We start from the raw sequence: 16,950 nt of genomic DNA, 5'->3' as shown, positions 1-16,950 counted from the left end.
GTGCGCCAGGCTGCCTGATGGCGCTTCGCTTATCAGGCCTACACGCCTACGGATGGTTAGCTCTCCGGCTGAATCCACGGCGTACCAAGCGCGGAGCCTTGCGCACCATGTTCGTTAAGATAGCGGTCCAGCTCCACCATGCCCGTCCAGCGATTCTCACACCATAGCGGGGCGAGCAACGTCGGACGACGGGCGCTGGCGGAAATGCGATGATAAATAACCTCCGGCGGCGTATGGCGGATCATCTCCCCCGCCGTCAGCGTATACGCCTCCAGCGCAATGCCGTTCAGGCGTCCCGCCTCCCAGGCTTTCGCCATAATGCTGCCTTTTACAATATGCAGCGGGTGCAGCTTAATGCCATCCACGCCCGTTTCCACCACGCGCTCCAGCGTTTGCAGGCATTCCGTCTGCCCTTCGCCGGGTAAACCCACAATCAGATGCGAGCACACTTTCAGCCCGCGCTCGCGCGCCAGTTGGGTGGTTCGCTGATAACAGGCAAAATCATGGCCGCGATTAATACGGCGCAGCGTTTTGTCATGCGCGGTTTGCAATCCCAGTTCCAGCCACACTTCATAGCCCTGGTCTTTATATTCGCAGAGCAGATCGAGCACCGCATCCGGTACACAGTCGGGGCGCGTTCCGACGCACAGCCCAACAATGCTGGCCTGGCTTACCGCCTGCTGATACATAGAACGCAGCACCTGCACTTCGGCAAAGGTACTGGTGTACGCCTGGAAATAGGCCAGATAACGTTTGGCGCGATTGACCAGATGCGCCTGATGCGCCAGTTGTTCGGCAATAGAGCGATACTGCTGCGCCTCATCGGCGAAAGAGGCGACATTACAGAAAGTACACCCGCCACGTCCGATGGTGCCATCGCGGTTTGGACAGCTAAATCCGCCGTGCAACGTCAGTTTATGAACTTTTTGCCCATAACGACGAGAAAGATCCCCACCAAACATATTGACTAATTTCTGTAACTGCATAATCTGATAGACCGCGCCTTGAAAAGAGGCCAAAGCCTGCCATTTTTAGCCTTTGTCGGCGATGACCTGGATCAATCGCTCCGGCAGGCTTTTATTTATTGCATAATCAAGCAAAATTACCGCGATTTCATTCACTCCATAGCTAATTACTTTTCCTTATAACTGCACACTTTTTTTATCTTCTGATGACACTGGCTAAAAAACAGTATCATGAAATGCCTGTGCCGCTTAAACCAGCATAAAATGCTAATCATTACGGATAATCAAGGTGAGATAAGGGCTAACAGGCCGTTATGATAGTGAGACAGATCACACTCTCCCCTGCGCTTATGCCGCATCAAATCAATGTAAAAAAGTCATTATTTTCAATACATTCATAAAGTTAATCGACCTATAGCACATTTTTGCATAAATAAGATTGCCATTTGACCTGTGTGTGGATTCCCGATAAGTTGGAAATCCGCTGGAAGCTTTCTGGATGAGCAGCCTGCTCATCATATTTATGCAGTAATTGAGATTCCCTCTTAAACGTATTTACCGATGCGAAAAGGATAAAGGAGGGCGAATGCGAGGTAAGCGTATGATACGCAACCCCCGTCGCCACGCTCTTTCTGTGCCCGTGCGCAATCGGTATCGGATGGGAGTCCCGCAGAGCCTGGGGAGGTTCACTGATATGTTGTACGATAAATCCCTTGAGAGGGATAACTGTGGTTTCGGCCTGATCGCCCACATAGAAGGCGAACCTAGCCACAAGGTAGTGCGTACCGCCATACACGCACTGGCCCGTATGCAGCACCGTGGCGCGATCCTCGCTGACGGTAAAACCGGCGACGGTTGCGGTTTGCTGCTGCAAAAACCCGATCGCTTTTTTCGCATCGTTGCAGAAGAGCGCGGCTGGCGTTTAGCCAAAAACTACGCTGTCGGCATGCTCTTCCTGAATAAGGACCCTGAGCTGGCGGCGGCATCACGTCGTATCGTCGAAGAAGAATTACAGCGGGAAACCCTGTCGATTGTGGGCTGGCGCGATGTGCCGACCAACGAAGGTGTCCTCGGTGAAATCGCCCTCTCCTCCCTGCCACGCATTGAGCAAATTTTTGTTAACGCCCCTGCGGGCTGGCGTCCCCGGGATATGGAACGCCGCCTGTTTATCGCCCGCCGCCGCATTGAGAAACGCCTTCAGGACGATAAAGACTTCTACGTTTGTAGCCTGTCGAACCTGGTGAACATCTATAAAGGTCTGTGTATGCCGGCAGATCTGCCGCGCTTCTACCTGGACCTGGCGGATTTGCGTCTGGAATCGGCCATTTGCCTGTTCCACCAGCGCTTCTCCACCAATACCGTGCCGCGCTGGCCGCTGGCGCAGCCGTTCCGCTACCTGGCGCACAACGGCGAAATCAACACCATTACCGGCAACCGTCAGTGGGCGCGCGCCCGTACTTATAAATTCCAGACGCCGCTGATCCCGGATTTACAATCCGCCGCGCCGTTCGTCAACGAGACCGGTTCCGACTCCAGCTCGCTGGATAACATGCTGGAACTGCTGCTGGCAGGCGGGATGGACATCGTGCGCGCTATGCGCCTGCTGGTGCCGCCCGCATGGCAGAACAACCCGGATATGGACCCGGACCTGCGCGCCTTCTTTGACTTTAACTCCATGCACATGGAGCCGTGGGATGGCCCGGCGGGCATCGTGATGTCCGACGGTCGCTTCGCTGCCTGTAATCTCGACCGTAACGGTCTGCGTCCGGCGCGCTACGTCATCACCAAAGATAAACTGATCACCTGCGCCTCTGAGGTGGGAATCTGGGACTACCAGCCTGACGAAGTCGTGGAAAAGGGCCGCGTCGGCCCCGGTGAACTGATGGTGATCGACACCCGTGGCGGGCGCATCCTGCACTCTGCGGAAACCGATGACGATCTGAAAAGCCGCCATCCGTATAAAGAGTGGATGGAGAAGAACGTCCGCCGCCTGGTGCCGTTTGAAGATCTGGCCGACGATCAGGTCGGAAACCGCGAGCTGGACGACGACATGCTCGCCAGCTATCAGAAACAGTTTAACTACAGCGCCGAAGAGCTGGATTCCGTCATCCGCGTACTGGGCGAAAACGGCCAGGAAGCGGTCGGTTCAATGGGTGATGACACCCCCTTCGCCGTGCTTTCCAGCCAGCCGCGCATTATTTACGACTACTTCCGCCAGCAGTTTGCGCAGGTGACCAACCCGCCAATCGACCCGCTGCGTGAAGCGCACGTCATGTCGCTGGCCACCAGCATTGGCCGCGAGATGAACGTCTTTTGCGAAGCGGAAGGACAGGCGCACCGTCTGAGCTTTAAATCGCCAATTCTGCTGTACTCCGATTTCAAACAGCTCACTACCATGAAAGAGGAGCATTACCGCGCCGATACGCTGGATATCACCTTCGATGTGACGGAAACCTCGCTCGAAGAAACGGTGAAAGCGCTGTGCGATAAGGCTGAACAGATGGTGCGTAACGGCACCGTCTTGCTGGTGCTCTCTGACCGTAACATCGGGAAAAACCGTTTACCGGTTCCGGCGCCGATGGCTGTCGGGGCGGTACAGACTCGTCTGGTGGATAAGAGCCTGCGCTGCGATGCCAACATCATCGTAGAAACCGCAAGCGCGCGTGACCCGCACCACTTTGCCGTGCTGCTGGGCTTTGGCGCCACGGCGATCTATCCGTATCTCGCCTATGAAACGCTGGGCCGTCTGATCGACACCCAGGCCATCGCCAAAGACTACCGTACCGTGATGCTGAACTACCGTAACGGCATCAATAAAGGTCTGTACAAGATCATGTCCAAAATGGGCATTTCAACCATCGCCTCATACCGCTGTTCCAAACTGTTTGAAGCGGTCGGTCTGCATGACGACGTGGTGAGCCACTGCTTCCAGGGCGTGGTCAGCCGCATTGGCGGCGCCGGTTTTGCCGACTTCCAGCAGGATCTGCTGAACCTCTCGAAACGTGCCTGGCTGGCGCGTAAACCGCTGGATCAGGGCGGCCTGCTGAAATACGTGCACGGCGGCGAATACCACGCCTATAACCCGGATGTGGTGCGCACCCTGCAACAGGCGGTGCAGAGCGGCGAGTACCGCGATTACCAGGCATATGCCGCGCTTGTTAACGAACGTCCGGCGGCAACGCTGCGCGATCTGCTGGCGCTCAATCCTGGTGATAACGCCATCAGCATCAACGATGTTGAACCGGCGAATGAGCTGTTTAAACGCTTCGATACCGCGGCGATGTCCATCGGCGCGCTGAGCCCGGAAGCGCACGAAGCGCTGGCGGAAGCGATGAACAGCATCGGCGGTAACTCCAACTCCGGCGAAGGCGGCGAAGACCCGGCGCGCTACGGCACCAACAAAGTGTCGCGCATCAAACAGGTCGCTTCCGGCCGCTTCGGCGTAACGCCAGCGTATCTGGTCAATGCTGACGTCATTCAGATTAAAGTCGCTCAGGGCGCGAAGCCGGGCGAAGGCGGCCAGTTGCCGGGCGATAAAGTGACCCCGTACATCGCCAAACTGCGCTATTCCGTACCGGGCGTGACGCTGATTTCTCCGCCGCCGCACCACGATATCTACTCTATCGAGGATCTGGCGCAGCTGATTTTCGACCTGAAACAGGTCAACCCGAAAGCGATGATCTCCGTGAAGCTGGTTTCTGAACCGGGCGTCGGCACCATCGCTACCGGCGTGGCGAAAGCCTATGCAGACCTGATCACTATCGCCGGATATGACGGCGGCACCGGCGCCAGCCCGCTCTCCTCCGTGAAATATGCGGGCTGTCCGTGGGAGCTGGGCCTGGTGGAAACCCAGCAGGCGCTGGTGGCTAACGGTCTGCGTCACAAGATCCGTTTGCAGGTGGACGGCGGCCTGAAAACCGGCCTCGACATCATCAAAGCGGCGATTCTCGGCGCGGAAAGCTTTGGCTTCGGCACCGGCCCGATGGTGGCGCTGGGCTGTAAATACCTGCGTATTTGCCACCTGAACAACTGCGCGACGGGCGTGGCGACTCAGGATGACAAACTGCGTAAGAACCACTACCACGGCCTGCCGTTCAAAGTGACCAACTACTTTGAGTTTATCGCCCGCGAAACCCGCGAGCTGATGGCGCAGCTTGGCGTGAAGCGTCTGGTGGATCTGATTGGCCGTACCGACCTGCTGAAAGAGCTGGAAGGGTTTACCGCTAAGCAGCAGAAGCTGGAACTGTCCCGACTGCTGGAAACCGCTGAGCCTCATCCGGGTAAAGCGCTGTACTGCACCGAACATAACCCGCCGTTTGATAACGGCGTGCTGAACGCGCAACTGCTGCAACAGGCGAAGCCGTTCGTCGATGAGCGCCAGAGCAAAACCTTCTGGTTCGACATTCGCAACACCGACCGCTCCGTGGGCGCGTCGCTCTCTGGCTATATTGCTCAGACGCATGGCGATCAGGGGCTGGCCTCTGACCCGATCAAGGCGCACTTCAGCGGCACCGCAGGTCAGAGCTTCGGCGTCTGGAACGCGGGCGGCGTGGAGCTGTATCTGACGGGCGATGCCAACGACTACGTCGGTAAAGGCATGGCGGGCGGTCTGCTGGCGGTACGTCCTCCGGTGGGTTCAGCGTTTCGCAGTCATGAGGCCAGCATCATCGGCAATACCTGTCTGTACGGCGCGACCGGCGGTCGTCTGTATGCGGCGGGCCGCGCGGGCGAACGTTTCGCAGTACGTAACTCCGGGGCCATCACCGTGGTAGAAGGCATTGGCGACAACGGCTGTGAATACATGACGGGCGGTATTGTCTGTGTACTGGGCAAAACGGGCGTTAACTTCGGTGCTGGCATGACGGGCGGCTTCGCCTACGTGCTGGATGAAGACGGCGAGTTCCGCAAACGCGTGAACCCGGAGCTGGTGGAAGTGCTGAACGTCGATGACCTGGCCATCCACGAAGAACATCTGCGCGGTCTGATTACCGAGCATGTGCAGCATACCGGTTCCCAGCGCGGTGAAGAGATCCTGGCTAACTGGTCAGTATTCTCAACCAAATTCGCGCTGGTTAAGCCGAAGTCCAGTGATGTGAAAGCACTGTTGGGTCACCGTAGTCGTAGCGCAGCTGAGCTGCGTGTGCAGGCGCAGTAAGGGGTAGAGCAATGAGTCAGAACGTATACCAATTTATCGACCTGCAACGTGTTGATCCACCGAAGAAGGCGCTGAAGATCCGCAAAATCGAGTTTGTTGAAATTTACGAACCGTTTTCCGAAGGCCAGGCCAAAGCGCAGGCGGATCGCTGCCTCTCCTGCGGCAACCCGTACTGCGAGTGGAAGTGTCCGGTACATAACTACATCCCGAACTGGCTGAAGCTGGCGAACGAAGGACGTATTTTCGAAGCGGCGGAGTTGTCTCACCAGACCAACACGCTGCCGGAAGTGTGCGGCCGCGTCTGCCCGCAGGATCGTTTGTGCGAGGGCTCCTGTACGCTCAACGACGAGTTCGGCGCAGTGACTATCGGCAACATCGAGCGTTATATCAACGATAAAGCGTTCGAAATGGGCTGGCGCCCGGACATGACTGGCGTGCGTCAGACCGACAAACGCGTGGCGATTATCGGCGCGGGCCCGGCAGGGCTGGCCTGTGCCGACGTACTCACCCGTAACGGCGTGAAGGCGGTGGTCTTTGACCGTCACCCGGAAATCGGCGGTTTGCTGACGTTCGGTATCCCGGCTTTCAAGCTGGAAAAAGAGGTGATGACCCGCCGTCGTGAGATCTTCACCGGCATGGGCATTGAGTTCAAACTGAATACCGAAGTGGGTCGCGACGTGCAGCTGGACGACTTGCTGGCAGAGTACGATGCGGTGTTCCTCGGCGTTGGCACCTATCAATCAATGCGCGGCGGGCTGGAAAACGAAGATGCCGACGGCGTGTTCGATGCCCTGCCGTTCCTGATTGCCAACACCAAACAGATCATGGGCTTTGGCGAAACCACTGACGAACCGTTCGTCAGTATGGAAGGCAAACGCGTCGTGGTACTGGGCGGCGGCGACACCGCGATGGACTGCGTGCGTACCTCGGTTCGCCAGGGCGCAACGCACGTCACCTGCGCCTATCGTCGTGACGAAGAGAACATGCCAGGCTCCAGACGCGAAGTGAAAAACGCGCGCGAAGAAGGGGTCGAATTCCAGTTCAACGTGCAGCCGCTGGGCGTAGAAGTGAATGCCAACGGTAAAGTAAGCGGCGTGAAGATGGTGCGTACCGAAATGGGCGCGCCGGACGCGAAAGGCCGTCGTCGTGCGGAAATCGTCGCCGGTTCCGAGCATGTGATCCCGGCAGATGCTGTGGTAATGGCGTTTGGTTTCCGCCCGCACAGCATGGCGTGGCTGGCGAAACACAGCGTGGAGCTGGACTCCCAGGGGCGGATTATCGCGCCGGAAGGCAATGAAAACGCCTTCCAGACCAGCAACCCGAAAATCTTCGCCGGTGGCGACATCGTGCGCGGCTCGGATCTGGTGGTCACGGCAATTGCCGAAGGTCGTAAAGCGGCAGACGGTATCCTGAACTACCTGGAAGTGTAATACTTCTGGCTCCCCTGCCACAGCCTGACGCTGATGGATGGGGAGCCAATATTTCCCTGCTAAATATATGCGAATTCATTCTTCGAAAGCCGCTCGCAAATACAGCTGTAACTCAATGTAATACACCTCTCCTGGATTGACCGGGATATGCCTGAAGCGTATTGGTAGCGATATATTTTTCATTTCGCAACTATCGCGCCAGGGATGACATGACTGTACCAACACCACTTCAACACGCTGACGATTATCAGCAAATCCATGACGGTATTATTCGATTAGTGGACAATGCCCATACCGAGGCCGTCCGCAGTATTAATGCTTTGATGACGGCAACCTACTGGGAAATCGGCAGGAGAATTGTCGAGTTTGAACAAGGCGGCGAAGCACGAGCGGCTTATGGTATTCAACTCATTGAGCGGTTATCCGCAGATTTAAGCCAGCGCTATAAGCGTGGATTTTCCACCAGGAATCTGTGGCAAATGAGAACATTTTATCTATGTTTTCAGTATATTGAAATTCCGCAGACAGTGTCTGCGGAATCTTCACATTTGATACAACTCGCTAAAGTTTTTCCGCTTCCCTGGTCAGCTTACGTGCGTTTACTATCGGTAAAAAATCCCGATGCCCGCACTTTTTACGAGAAAGAGACGCTACGTAACGGCTGGTCTGTGCGGCAACTCGATCGGCAAATCTCCACCCAGTTCTACGAACGGACGCTACTGTCCCATGACAAATCCGCCATGTTGCAGCAGCCTGCGCCCGCCGAGCCAACAGTCTTGCCGGAGCGAGCCATACGCGACCCGTTCATTCTGGAATTTCTTAACCTGAGGGACGAGTATTCCGAGTCGGATCTCGAAGAAGCGCTGCTCAGTCACCTGATGGACTTTATGCTGGAACTTGGTGACGATTTTGCTTTTGTCGGCCGCCAGCGCCGATTACGCATAGACGATAGCTGGTTCCGCGTCGATCTGTTGTTCTTCCATCGCCGCTTGCGTTGCCTGTTGCTCGTTGACCTGAAGGTCGGCAAATTCAGTTATGCGGATGCCGGGCAGATGAATATGTACCTGAACTATGCCAAAGAGCACTGGACAATGCCGGGAGAAAACCCGCCAGTCGGGTTGGTTTTGTGCGCAGGAAAAGGCGCGGGGGAAGCGCATTACGCGCTAAACGGCCTGCCGAATACCATCATGGCGAGCGAGTACAAAGTGCAGTTGCCTGACGAAAAACTACTGGCAGATGAGCTCATTCGTTCACAAATAGCACTGACTGCACAGCAAGTTGAATCAACTGAATAACCAATTTACTTTGCACATCAGGAAAAGCACTGCGTCACGAGCTGAATTTTCAACAACTCGACTGACGGGATTATGCTCTATCGGGAGATATAAAGCGTTACACCGGATGGCTATAAACCATCCGGTATTTTCATGCCTCTAATAAGCTGGCGCGCACCTTCACTACAGCTTTCTTAATCTCCCCTGGCTCGCCAGCCATACACCCGGGCTTATGGGGTTCCCCCGGCATAAACACGGAGAACATCCCCGGTGTCAGCGTAATGGACTGCTGTTCATGGATACGGCGGCAAAGCTGGTAATCCTCTTCACCATGCAGCTCCTCGCATTCGCACGCTGACCCGACTACGCCGAACAGAATGCGCTCCTCACCCGTCAATAACAGCTGAATGTCGATGTACTGCACATGCAGCTCCGCTTTTTTCTCCTGCGGCGACTGTGTGGCAAACTGCATCACATTCATAAACATATCGTCGCCCTGCAATTCGTAGCGCCCGGGCGTTTTCTCCTGCGGCCTTGCCGCCAGCGCCAGGGTTAACGCATCCAGCAATACCGGATGCAGCCCGGCAGACGGTAACGACTGAATTTCTCCCATCAACATCATTTATCTCCCTGAGCTAACAACGCAGCGCCCAGTAGCCCCGCGTCATGTCGGTAATGCGCTGCGCTCAACGCCACCTGATAAACCGCCGGCTCCTGCGCCAGAAAGTGGCGTACCTGCGCCAGATATCCCTCAGCTAACCCTACGCTGCCGCCAATAACCACCTGCTGGCAATCCGTTGTCGCTTTAACATCGGCAATTAACCGCGCGACAACCTGCGCGGAGTGCTGAACCAGACGCACAGCCTGTTCGTTCCCGGCCGCCGCATGTGCAAAGACAGTTCTGGCGTCGCACCCGGCCAGGGAACCCTGCGCCGCTGCCGCGATGCCGCGTCCTGAGGCGATAGCCTCCACACAGCCGCGTCGTCCGCAACCACAAACCGGCCCCTGCGGATCGGCCAGCGTATGCCCCAGATGCCCGGCCAGACCGCTCATCCCGGTGAGCAATCTGCCGTCGCTCACCACGCCGCCGCCAACGCCGGTCGACACGGTAATAAACACCATATCGCGGACATCAGACATAAGGGCATGGTATTCCGCCCATGCCGCCGCCTGCGCGTCATTCACCGCCAGCGTCGGCAGACCGGTAAGATCTTCTAACGTCTGCACCAACGGAAAATGCAGCAGACCGCCCAGGTTATGCGGATTTATCGCCAGTAGCGCGCCTTCTCTGATAATGCCGGTAGAGGCTATCGCCACCCGCTGCGCGGTCGTTTGCAGCGGTTCAACCAGCGCTTTTAGCACCTCTCGCAGCGCATCCGGCGTTTTGCTGGCGGGGGTCGGCAATTCACGTCGTTCGCGGATGCGTAAATCATCATCCACCCGCGCGGCAGCTAGCTTGGTGCCGCCAATATCGATCGCCAGCGTGCTCATGACACCGCCTTTTTCAATGCCGTGTTGTACCACTGACAAATATGTTCCAGCCGCGTAATGGCAGATCCCACTGTCACCGCCCACGCGCCGTGACGCATGGCTTCAGCGGCCTGTGCCGGCGTGTTGTAACGCCCCTCGGCAATCACCCGGCATCCGGCATCATGCAGGACTTTGACCAGCGCGAGGTCAGGTTCGTCCGGCGTGTCCGGCGTGGTGTATCCCGACAGCGTGGTGCCGATAATTTCCGCGCCACGCCGCTGACAGGCTAAGCCATCCTCCAGTGACGAGCAGTCGGTCATCGCCAGCAACTGGTGCTGATGAATACGCGCCAGCAGCGCATCGACGGTCGCCGGACGTACACGGTCAGTACCGTCAACCGCAATAATATCCGCCCCGGCCTGTGCCAGCGCATCCACATCCTCAAGGAATGGCGTGATGCGTACCGGGGAGTCGTCAAGGTCACGCTTGAGAATACCGATAATCGGTACGGAGACCAGCGCACGGGTCGCCCGCAAATTGTCCACGCCTTCAATGCGTAGCGCGACGGCGCCAGCCTGCTCCGCCGCCAGCGCCATCGCAGCCACGATGTCCGGTTTATCGAGCGGGCTGCCTGGAACCGGCTGGCAGGAGACAATCAACCCGCCATTGGCGGCAATGTTTTTATCCAGTTGTTCAAGTAACGACATATCCACTTCCTTACGCAGGTCGCCCGGCAAACTGGCCGGGCAAACCTCATCAGCTTTTGGTTTTTACAAAGGCGCTTTTGTCGCCGCCAAACGGCACGGCCCCGCTGAACGGTTTTCCGTCGATAGCATCATGCATACGTAATGCTTCAGGACGCAGCCATCGCTGTACGCGAGACGGCATATCCAACCCAATCAACAGGATCACCACAAAGGTCAGGCTGAAGGAGAGCGATCCCAGCGCGGTGCCCAGATCCAGACGCTGTGCGATCAGCGCCCCGAGGATAGGGGCCAGCGCGCCGCCCAGTGCGCCAACGTTATAGGTAAAGCCCAGACCTGCCGCTCGCTGGTCGGTATCAAAATAACCGCCAATGAGTTTCGGTAAGATCCCGGAGATCCCCTGCCCCAGCATCTGCTGGAAAAACAGTAGCAGACCCAGTACCCAGACGTTTGCGCCGCCAATCGCAAATACCGGAATGATCAGCACCTGGGAAGCCAGCAAACTGCAAACGTAGGCTTTGCGCGTACCCAGCCAGTCGCCGAGGAAACCGCCCACGCAGCAGCCGACTGCCGCCCCAAAGCCGCTAAAGAAAAGCACCTGCGCAACGGTGTGAGGATCGTAAGCCAGTTCAGTTTTCAGATACGTTGGCAGCAGCGCCTGAATCGGCCATGAATAGAGGAAAGCAAAGAGCACCACGATCATCAGCATCACGCCCGTTGGCCAGCGTTTGCCGCTGCTTTGCACCATAAAACTGATGAAGATAACGGCGCACAGTAACCCTAACACCGCCACGATCGCCGCGTTTTGCAGGTCGCCCGCAAAGCAGAACCACAGCGCGGTTGCGGCGGCGATCGTCATCAGCACATTGACGACGCGATGTTCGCCCCGGTAGAGAATATCCACCATCGTGCGCACCGGCGCTTTGCCTTCGTGTTTCTCTTTCCAGTCTTCCGCTTCAGGGATATTTTTACGCAGCCAGAGCGCGAAAATGATCGGCAGAATGCCAATGAAGAACAGTGCGCGCCAGCCCCAGACCGGAACCACCAGGCTGTAAACCTGCGCCGCCACGACCGCCCCGACGGAGAAACCGGAAATCAGGAATCCACTGGCTTTATTACGTAAGTGCTTCGGCCAGCTTTCAATGACATAGGTGGCACTGGAGCCATATTCGCCCGCCATTCCCATACCGATCACCAGACGGGCGATAAACATGGTGGTATAGCCGGGCGCAAAGCCGCAGGCCAGCGTCCCCATAGAGAAAAGAATGATACTGGTGACCATCGCCAGACGTCGGCCATAGCGGTCACCCATTGCGCCTAACATCAGCCCGCCAAACCAGCGGGAAATAAACGCCGCCGAGATCAGGCTGGCCGCCTGAACCGTCGTTAACCCAAACTCGCCCTGTACTTCCGTCAGAACAAGGGCAATCAACACAAAATCAAAACCATCAAGCAAATATCCCAGCCAGGCGGCGGAAAATGCCCGCCACTGCGCCCGGTTGAGATGGCGATACCACGGGATATTCTGGGTAGAAGTACTCATTTTTCATTCTCCCGACGATTTTTATTGTCGCTTTGCCGGATGGCGGCTTCGCCGCGCCTTACCCGGCCTACGTTTCATATTTTGTAGGCCGGATAAGCGTTAGCGCTATCCGGCAACCGGTCAACCGCGTTCCTGCATTAACTGCTGCGCCAGCGCTTTCAGTTCAGGCAGATACTTCTCATCAACCGGCGCAAACGGCTTACGGCACAGCGGTACGGAGACCACGTCCATGTAGTGCAGCACCGTTTTCAGCCCACGGAACACGCCGGTTTTAATGAGCAGATCGATGACCTTATTGCACTCGGTTTGCAGATGCTGCGCTTTCGCTACATCGCCTTCCTGCAAGGCCTTAACAATCCCCTGATAACGCCAGCCCATAATGTTGTAAGTGCTGCCGATTCCCCCGTCTGCGCCTGCCAGCAGACCGGAAGCGAAGATTTCGTCATAACCGTTGTAGAGCACCAGATCAGGATGCGCACGGCGGATCTGCTCCATCTGATAGAGATCGCCGGAGGTTTGTTTCAGCGCGCCAACGCCGGGCAGCGTAACCAGCGTGTTGATTTGCTCCAGCGTCAGCTTCACGCCGCTCAGCGCAGGAATGTTGTACACCACCATCGGTAATCCTTCAGCGGAATCGATAATGGCGCGGTAGTGATCGCAATGCTCTTCAAAGCTAAACGGATAATAAAACGGCGTCACGGCGGAAACGGCATCAAAACCGTAACGATGCGCCGCGCTGGCCAGTTGCTGGCTCTCTTCGGTACTGACCGTACCGACATGGGCAATCAGCGTCACTTTGCCCTTCGCCTCTTCCGCCACAATTTCCAGGACCTGCTCCCTTTCTGCGCGGCTCTGAACGAACGCTTCCCCGGTCGAGCCGCCGACGTACAGCCCATCAATGCCCTGCGCAATGTTGAAACGCACCAGACGGCGCAGGCTCTCAATATCCAGTTTCTGCTGGTTATCAAAAGGAGTTAACAACGCTGGCATTACGCCTCGTAAATCTTTTGCCATAACGACCTCTGTCGATGATTAGTGTTATCTGACTACATACCTTTATACCTGTTATACCAGATCAAATAAGCAGCACCCCAGTACAGAACGCACAGAGTGCGATCTACTTCACTAAACGATCGTCAGGATCGCGATCGCTAACGCAATTTTTTCTTTTGATCGAAGGCGTGCCAGGTGGCGGATACGCTATTGAGGTGGGTTTGCAGCGCGCGGTCAGCTTCATCGGGATCGCGCCGACGAATAGCATCGACAATAGCGATATGCTCTTGATAGCTCACGCTATTATGCTCATGTAATTCCTGCCCGGAGACCGCAGGACGCGCAGCGATCAGCCAGTCCAGCAGCGCGACATGAATCGCCATGAAGATCGGATTGCCGGGGATTTCCGCCAGCACGCGGTGAAACTCGACGTCGGAACGAATGAAGAGCGCATTATCGTCCAGCGACTGGCTATTGATCTCCAGGGCTTTCGCCAGCAGATCAATTTGCTCATCCGTCGCGTGTTCCGCCGCATAGCGCACAAGGCTTGATTCAAAGAACAGGCGCAGTTGCTCAAAGTGGGCGATACCGCCGGGATGCGAGAGGAAATCTTTCGCCATGCCGGAAAGTTCGCTGATGATGGTATCAGCAGAAGGCCGCGACACGCGGGCGCGTTCGCCGTTATTGATTTGCACCAGACCTTTACGCTTGAGCGCGGCAAGCGCTTCACGCACCGATGGGCGGCCCACGTTGAAGAAGGTCATCAACTCCCGCTCAGACGGCAGCTGCTCCCCTTCGCCGAATTCACCGCGACGAATCATCTGCTCCAGCTCTTCTTCTACCATTTCCGACAGTTTTTTACGCGCCAGCGGACGGCTGCGCAAACTACGGCCGATGGTTGGCGGAGAATTTTCTGCTTGCGAATCAAATGCGTTCATAGCGTCCATTATGTAAATCGTCGAGGAAAACAGCAACTAAGGCCATCCTATCACAGGATCGAAAGTGGGGTGAAATCGTGGCAGGCGTGAAAAAAAACAGGCCCTCAGGGCCTGTCTGTCTTGGTTACTTCACTACGCGTAATGCGGGTCGACCACCACGCGGCGGCGGCGGATCGTCATCAGGATTGTTGTCATCGTCATGATCGGGCTTATCACCATCAATCACGGACATGACCGTTTCGCTCTCCGCGCCCGGCGTTACATCGTCATCATTTAAGCTGGCGACGTCTTCATCGTAAGCGGCTTCAGGTTCAAACATTGTGCCTGCGCCGTTTTCACGCGCATAGATCGCCAGTACCGCAGCCAGCGGCACGGAGACCTGACGCGGGACGCCGCCAAAGCGCGCGTTGAAACGCACTTCGTCGTTGGCCAACTCCAGATTGCCAACCGCACGGGGAGCAATGTTCAGAACAATTTGCCCGTCGCGCGCATATTCCATAGGGACATGCACACCAGGCAGCGTCACATCCACCACCAGGTGCGGCGTGAGCTGGTTATCCAGCAACCATTCATAGAATGCACGCAGCAAATATGGACGGCGTGGGGATAGCTGTGACAAATCCATACTGATTAACCCCGACCGAGGCGCATTTCACGTTCAGCTTCAGTTAAAGAAGCGAGGAACGAGTCACGTTCAAAGACGCGGGTCATATAGCCTTTCAGCTCTTTAGCGCCCGCACCGCTGAACTCAATACCCAGTTGCGGCAAACGCCACAGCAGCGGCGCCAGATAGCAATCAACCAGGCTGAACTCATCGCTCAGGAAATACGGTTTTTGACCAAACACAGGCGCGATCGCCTGCAACTCTTCACGCAGTTGTTTACGCGCAACGTCAGCTTCAGAAGCGGACCCGTTCACGATGACGTTCATCAGCGTGTACCAGTCTTTTTCGATACGGTGCATGTACAGGCGGCTTTCGCCACGCGCAACCGGGTAAACCGGCATCAGCGGCGGATGAGGGAAACGCTCATCCAGGTATTCCATAATGATGCGAGATTCCCACAGGGTCAGCTCACGATCCACCAGGGTCGGTACGCTCTGACTCGGGTTGAGGTCAATCAGATCCTGAGGTGGGTTATCCTTCTCCACATGCTCGATCTCGAAACTAACACCTTTCTCCGCCAGCACAATGCGGACCTGATGGCTATAGATGTCAGTAGGACCAGAAAACAGCGTCATTACCGAACGTTTGTTGGCAGCGACAGCCATGAAAACCTCCAGGTATATTCAGAATTTTTACTGCTACCAGCCACCGCGTGGCCAGCCAGAAGTTATGTCACCCGCCTGCGGAAAAGTCATTATTGTTCAAAAAGCAAACAAAAAATGAACAATACCCGTTATTTGGGCAGAAAATTGGATGATAGTTTACCAGATTTTGTGACCTTTGTGGTGAGTCGATTCTGGAAATGGGGAAAAAGAGGTGGCAATCAGAGGATTACTTTGGACACACGCGCATTTTTTCCATAAAAAAACCCGCCGAAGCGGGTTTTTTCGCCAATGGTAATCTGCCGGAGCAGAAACCCATTAACGTTTGGAGAACTGCGGACGACGACGTGCTTTACGCAGACCGACTTTCTTACGTTCAACCTGACGAGCGTCACGAGTAACGAAGCCAGCTTTACGCAGTTCAGAACGCAGAGACTCGTCGTACTCCATCAGAGCGCGGGTGATACCGTGACGGATCGCACCAGCCTGACCAGAGATACCACCACCTTTAACAGTGATGTACAGATCCAGTTTCTCAACCATGTCGACCAGTTCCAGCGGCTGACGAACTACCATGCGGGCAGTTTCACGACCGAAGTACTGTTCCAGAGAACGTTGGTTGATAACGATTTTGCCGTTGCCCGGTTTGATGAACACGCGAGCTGCGGAACTTTTGCGGCGACCAGTGCCGTAGTATTGATTTTCAGCCATTGCCTATAATCCCGATTAGATGTCAAGAACTTGCGGTTGCTGTGCCGCGTGGTTGTGCTCGTTGCCAGCGTAAACTTTCAGTTTACGGAACATAGCACGACCCAGCGGGCCTTTTGGCAGCATGCCTTTAACCGCGATTTCAATCACACGCTCAGGACGGCGAGCAATCATCTCTTCAAAGGTCGCTTGTTTGATACCACCGATGTGACCGGTGTGGTGATAGTACACTTTGTCAGTACGCTTGTTGCCGGTTACAGCAACTTTGTCAGCGTTCAGAACGATGATGTAATCACCGGTATCGACGTGCGGAGTGTATTCCGCTTTGTGCTTACCGCGCAGGCGAAGAGCCAGTTCAGTAGCCAGACGGCCCAGAGTTTTACCGGTCGCGTCAACAACGTACCAGTCGCGTTTTACGGTTTCTGGTTTAGCTGTAAAAGTTTTCATTAAAAGCTTACCCAATAGATAGTTACACGTTGGTGAACACCCAAACGTTTTCAATTG

Annotated in this window: 14 protein-coding genes; 3 read left to right on the top strand and 11 right to left on the bottom strand. The window is 55.9% G+C overall.

The annotated features are described in order from the left end of the window. Positions 1–56 precede the first annotated feature (56 nt). The gene (mnmL, locus tag OGX84_RS20035; protein WP_112001513.1) at positions 57–986 is read right to left on the bottom strand and encodes a tRNA modification radical SAM protein MnmL/YtqA; all 930 of its coding nucleotides are present in this window, start codon (positions 984–986) and stop codon (positions 57–59) included. A gap of 673 nt (positions 987–1,659) precedes the next feature. Here mnmL and gltB point away from each other — a divergent pair. From gltB to OGX84_RS20020, 3 genes are all read left to right on the top strand, one after another. Further along, a complete protein-coding gene (gene gltB, locus OGX84_RS20030) occupies positions 1,660–6,120 on the top strand; it encodes a glutamate synthase large subunit (RefSeq protein ID WP_047460959.1) in 4,461 nt (1,486 codons plus the stop codon). Between the two features lie 11 nt (positions 6,121–6,131). After that, on the top strand, positions 6,132–7,550 hold the full coding sequence (gene gltD, locus OGX84_RS20025; protein WP_012135351.1) for a glutamate synthase subunit GltD: 1,419 nt from the start codon (positions 6,132–6,134) through the stop codon (positions 7,548–7,550). A 209-nt stretch (positions 7,551–7,759) separates the two neighbouring features. Then, positions 7,760–8,845: a PDDEXK nuclease domain-containing protein gene (locus tag OGX84_RS20020; protein WP_049012043.1), complete on the top strand. Its 1,086-nt coding sequence runs from the start codon at positions 7,760–7,762 to the stop codon at positions 8,843–8,845. Between the two features lie 130 nt (positions 8,846–8,975). On the opposite strand, the gene nanQ is transcribed toward OGX84_RS20020, so the two are convergent. The 10 genes from nanQ to rplM form a co-directional block, all read right to left on the bottom strand. Continuing rightward, positions 8,976–9,443, bottom strand: coding sequence for an N-acetylneuraminate anomerase (nanQ, locus tag OGX84_RS20015; RefSeq protein ID WP_049012049.1), 468 nt, complete (start codon positions 9,441–9,443; stop codon positions 8,976–8,978). Continuing rightward, complete coding sequence (nanK, locus tag OGX84_RS20010) at positions 9,443–10,315, bottom strand: N-acetylmannosamine kinase (RefSeq protein WP_112001512.1); 873 nt, start codon at positions 10,313–10,315, stop codon at positions 9,443–9,445. Before nanK ends, nanQ begins: the two co-directional genes overlap by 1 nt. Beyond that, positions 10,312–11,001 carry an N-acetylmannosamine-6-phosphate 2-epimerase gene (locus OGX84_RS20005; RefSeq protein WP_112001511.1) on the bottom strand — a complete coding sequence of 230 codons (690 nt, stop codon included), beginning with the start codon at positions 10,999–11,001 and terminating at the stop codon, positions 10,312–10,314. The genes nanK and OGX84_RS20005 overlap by 4 nt, the downstream gene beginning before the upstream one ends. Before the next feature lie 49 nt (positions 11,002–11,050). After that, a complete protein-coding gene (gene nanT, locus OGX84_RS20000; RefSeq protein WP_012135356.1) occupies positions 11,051–12,541 on the bottom strand; it encodes a sialic acid transporter NanT in 1,491 nt (496 codons plus the stop codon). A gap of 120 nt (positions 12,542–12,661) precedes the next feature. Further along, positions 12,662–13,555 carry an N-acetylneuraminate lyase gene (gene nanA / locus OGX84_RS19995; RefSeq protein WP_047460947.1) on the bottom strand — a complete coding sequence of 298 codons (894 nt, stop codon included), beginning with the start codon at positions 13,553–13,555 and terminating at the stop codon, positions 12,662–12,664. Positions 13,556–13,692: 137 nt separating this feature from the next. Beyond that, positions 13,693–14,481, bottom strand: a complete 789-nt coding sequence (gene nanR, locus OGX84_RS19990) for a transcriptional regulator NanR (protein WP_012135359.1) — start codon at positions 14,479–14,481, stop codon at positions 13,693–13,695. Positions 14,482–14,596: 115 nt separating this feature from the next. Continuing rightward, positions 14,597–15,097, bottom strand: coding sequence for a ClpXP protease specificity-enhancing factor (sspB, locus tag OGX84_RS19985; protein ID WP_012135360.1), 501 nt, complete (start codon positions 15,095–15,097; stop codon positions 14,597–14,599). Positions 15,098–15,102: 5 nt separating this feature from the next. Next, on the bottom strand, positions 15,103–15,741 hold the full coding sequence (gene sspA / locus OGX84_RS19980) for a stringent starvation protein SspA (protein WP_012135361.1): 639 nt from the start codon (positions 15,739–15,741) through the stop codon (positions 15,103–15,105). A 315-nt stretch (positions 15,742–16,056) separates the two neighbouring features. Then, positions 16,057–16,449: a 30S ribosomal protein S9 gene (gene rpsI / locus OGX84_RS19975; RefSeq protein ID WP_000829818.1), complete on the bottom strand. Its 393-nt coding sequence runs from the start codon at positions 16,447–16,449 to the stop codon at positions 16,057–16,059. Between the two features lie 15 nt (positions 16,450–16,464). Further along, positions 16,465–16,893: a 50S ribosomal protein L13 gene (gene rplM / locus OGX84_RS19970; RefSeq protein WP_000847556.1), complete on the bottom strand. Its 429-nt coding sequence runs from the start codon at positions 16,891–16,893 to the stop codon at positions 16,465–16,467. Between the last annotated feature and the right edge of the window lie 57 nt (positions 16,894–16,950).

This window comes from Citrobacter sp. CK202 (assembly GCF_030333225.1).
Classification (GTDB): Bacteria; Pseudomonadota; Gammaproteobacteria; order Enterobacterales; family Enterobacteriaceae; genus Citrobacter_B; species Citrobacter_B koseri.
This window is presented reverse-complemented; position numbering and strand designations above follow the sequence as displayed.

Bases quoted from the DNA above. Each gene is read 5' to 3' on its own strand.
- nanQ (WP_049012049.1), bottom strand. From the start codon at position 9,443: ATGTTGATGGGAGAAATTCAGTCGTTACCGTCTGCCGGGCTGCATCCG.
- mnmL (WP_112001513.1), bottom strand. From the start codon at position 986: ATGCAGTTACAGAAATTAGTCAATATGTTTGGTGGGGATCTTTCTCGT.
- nanK (WP_112001512.1), bottom strand. From the start codon at position 10,315: ATGAGCACGCTGGCGATCGATATTGGCGGCACCAAGCTAGCTGCCGCG.
- OGX84_RS20020 (WP_049012043.1), top strand. From the start codon at position 7,760: ATGACTGTACCAACACCACTTCAACACGCTGACGATTATCAGCAAATC.
- gltB (WP_047460959.1), top strand. From the start codon at position 1,660: ATGTTGTACGATAAATCCCTTGAGAGGGATAACTGTGGTTTCGGCCTG.
- OGX84_RS20005 (WP_112001511.1), bottom strand. From the start codon at position 11,001: ATGTCGTTACTTGAACAACTGGATAAAAACATTGCCGCCAATGGCGGG.
- sspB (WP_012135360.1), bottom strand. From the start codon at position 15,097: ATGGATTTGTCACAGCTATCCCCACGCCGTCCATATTTGCTGCGTGCA.
- rplM (WP_000847556.1), bottom strand. From the start codon at position 16,893: ATGAAAACTTTTACAGCTAAACCAGAAACCGTAAAACGCGACTGGTAC.
- nanT (WP_012135356.1), bottom strand. From the start codon at position 12,541: ATGAGTACTTCTACCCAGAATATCCCGTGGTATCGCCATCTCAACCGG.
- nanA (WP_047460947.1), bottom strand. From the start codon at position 13,555: ATGGCAAAAGATTTACGAGGCGTAATGCCAGCGTTGTTAACTCCTTTT.
- rpsI (WP_000829818.1), bottom strand. From the start codon at position 16,449: ATGGCTGAAAATCAATACTACGGCACTGGTCGCCGCAAAAGTTCCGCA.
- nanR (WP_012135359.1), bottom strand. From the start codon at position 14,481: ATGGACGCTATGAACGCATTTGATTCGCAAGCAGAAAATTCTCCGCCA.
- sspA (WP_012135361.1), bottom strand. From the start codon at position 15,741: ATGGCTGTCGCTGCCAACAAACGTTCGGTAATGACGCTGTTTTCTGGT.
- gltD (WP_012135351.1), top strand. From the start codon at position 6,132: ATGAGTCAGAACGTATACCAATTTATCGACCTGCAACGTGTTGATCCA.